Origin of the sequence: Pseudomonas sp. Au-Pse12, assembly GCF_021341665.1 — a bacterium.
Taxonomy (GTDB): domain Bacteria; phylum Pseudomonadota; class Gammaproteobacteria; order Pseudomonadales; family Pseudomonadaceae; genus Aquipseudomonas.
The window spans coordinates 1-2973 of the sequence record NZ_JAJTTH010000031.1 but is presented as its reverse complement, the minus strand read 5'-3'; the positions used below and the strand labels follow the sequence as shown (position 1 = coordinate 2973).

The 2973-nt window shown below is 59.3% G+C and carries 1 protein-coding gene; it reads right to left on the bottom strand.

What is annotated here, in order from left to right:
- Positions 1–2973 (bottom strand): immunoglobulin-like domain-containing protein (locus LXM55_RS32255; protein ID WP_325169930.1); only part of this gene is annotated, 2973 nt, incomplete at both ends.

Sequence of the window (2973 nt, the reverse complement as noted above, 5' to 3'; positions counted from 1 at the left end):
GCGGTCAACGAAACGGTGCTGGTATCGATGGTGTCGGTGACGTCAGTGACGGCCGGCGCTGGGTTGGTTTCCAGGTGTTCGAAGTTGCCGCCATCGGCCTTGGTGATGGTGACTTCAACCTTGCCGGCGTCCTTATAGACGTCATCGGCCGGGGCAGCGACGGTAGCAGTGCCGGAAGTAGCACCGGCAGCGATAGTGATTACCGCACCGTTGCTCAGGGTCACGGTGACAGGAGTGCCAGCGGCATTGGTCAGCGTAGCGGTGTAAACAATCGAGCCGCCTTCTGCTACCGAGTCAGTAGCGCTCAGGCTCAGAGTGGTGGTATCCGGAGTGTCTGTAACCGAGGTCTCGGCTGGCTTGTCGTTGATCTCCAGCTTCTCGTAGTTACCACCGTCAGCCTTGGTGATGGTGGTGCTCAGGGAGCTACCGCCTGCCAGGGCGTCGTTTGGCGCGGTGAAATTCACCGTGCCGGAGGATTCGCCGACTGGAATGGTGATGGTCTGTCCGTTGGACAGGGTCACCACGACCGGAGAACCGGTGACTGGTGCAGACACGGAGGCGGTGTAAACGACAATGCCGCCTTCGGCGACGCTCGGCGTAGCGGTCAGGCTGACAGTCGACGTATCGATGGTGTCAGTGACGTCAGTCACGGCTGGAGCAGGGTTGGTCTCCAGGTTCTCGAAGTTGCCACCCTCTGCCTTGGTGATGGTGACTTCGACTTTGCCGGCGTCTTTATAGACGTCATCAGCTGGAGCCGCGACGGTCGCAGTGCCCGAAGTGGCGCCGGCAGCGATAGTAATCACCGCACCGTTGCTCAATGTCACGGTGACCGGAGTGCCAGCGGCATTGGTCAGCGTAGCGGTGTAAACAATCGACCCGCCCTCAGCCACGGTATCGGTGGCCGTTACGCTCAGAGTGGTGGTGTCTGGTGTATCGGTAACCGAGGTTTCAGCTGGCTTGTCGTTGATCTCCAACTTCTCGTAATTACCGCCGTCGGCTTTGGTAATGGTGGTGCTCAGGGAGCTACCGCCAGCCAGTGCATCGTTAGGCGCGGTGAAGTTGACGGTGCCGGAGGATTCGCCGACTGGAATGGTGATGGTTTGACCGTTGGACAAGGTCACCACAACCGGCGAACCAGTCACAGGTGCCGAAACCGAAGCGGTGTAAACGACGATGCCGCCTTCAGCGACGCTTGGTGTAGCGGTCAGGCTGACAGTCGACGTATCGATAGTGTCAGTGACGTCAGTCACGGCTGGAGCAGGGTTGGTTTCCAGATGCTCGAAGTTACCGCCTTCAGCCTTGGTGATGGTGGCTTCGACTTTGCCGGCGTCTTTATAGACGTCATCAGCAGGCGCAGCGACGGTAGCAGTGCCCGAAGTGGCACCAGCAGCGATAGTAATCACGGCACCGTTGCTCAATGTCACGGTGACCGGAGTGCCAGCGGCGTTGCTCAAGGTGGCGGTGTAGACAATGGAACCACCTTCGGCCACCGAGTCAGTAGCGCTCAAGCTCAGAGTGGTTGTATCCGGAGTGTCTGTAACCGAGGTCTCGGCTGGCTTGTCGTTGATCTCCAACTTCTCGTAGTTACCGCCGTCCGCTTTGGTGATGGTGGTGCTCAGAGAGCTACCGCCTGCCAGAGCATCATTTGGAGCGGTGAAATTCACCGAACCATGGCTTTCGCCAACCGGGATAGTGATGGTTTGACCGTTGGACAGGGTCACCACAACCGGCGAACCAGTCACAGGTGCGGACACCGAAGCGGTGTAAACGACAATGCCGCCTTCAGCGACGCTCGGCGTGGCGGTCAACGAAACAGTGCTGGTATCGATGGTGTCAGTGACGTCAGTGACGGCCGGCGCTGGGTTGGTTTCCAGATGCTCGAAGTTGCCGCCTTCAGCCTTGGTGATGGTGGCTTCGACTTTGCCGGCGTCTTTATAGACGTCATCCGCTGGAGCAGCGACGGTAGCAGTGCCGGAAGTGGCGCCCGCTGCGATGGTAATTACGGCACCGTTGCTCAAGGTTACGGTGACCGGAGTACCGGCAGCGTTGGTCAAGGTAGCGGTGTAAACGATGGACCCGCCTTCTGCTACGGAATCGGTAGCTGTGAGGCTCAGCGTCGTGGTGTCCGGCGTATCGGTAACGCTGGTTTCGGCCGGCTTGTCATTAATATCCAGCTTCTCGTAGTTACCACCGTCAGCCTTGGTAATGGTGGTGCTCAAGGAGCTGCCACCTGCCAGTGCATCGTTAGGCGCGGTGAAATTCACGGTGCCGGAAGACTCACCAACTGGGATGGTGATGGTCTGGCCGTTGGACAGGGTTACCACCACCGGCGAGCCGGTAACTGGCGCAGACACCGAAGCGGTGTACACCACAATGCCGCCTTCGGCGACGCTCGGCGTAGCCGTCAGGGAAACGGTGCTGGTATCGATGGTGTCGGTGACATCCGTGACAGCCGGAGCAGGGTTGGTTTCCAGATGCTCGAAGTTGCCGCCTTCAGCCTTAGTGATGGTGGCTTCGACTTTGCCGGCGTCTTTATAGACGTCATCCGCTGGAGCCGCGACGGTAGCGGTGCCGGAAGTGGCACCGGCAGCGATGGTGATTACCGCACCGTTGCTCAATGTCACGGTTACTGGAGTGCCAGCAGCGTTGCTCAGTGTTGCGGTATAGACGATGGAGCCGCCCTCGGCCACGGAGTCAGTCGCCGTGAGGCTCAGAGTGGTGGTATCTGGCGTATCAGTAACGCTGGTTTCAGCTGGCTTGTCGTTGATCTCCAGCTTCTCGTAATTACCACCGTCGGCCTTGGTGATGGTGGTGCTCAGGGAGCTGCCACCCGCCAAGGCATCGTTTGGCGCGGTGAAATTCACCGAACCATGGCTTTCGCCAACCGGGATAGTGATGGTTTGACCGTTGGACAGGGTCACCACAACCGGTGAACCGGTGACTGGTGCAGACACCGAAGCGGTGTACACCACG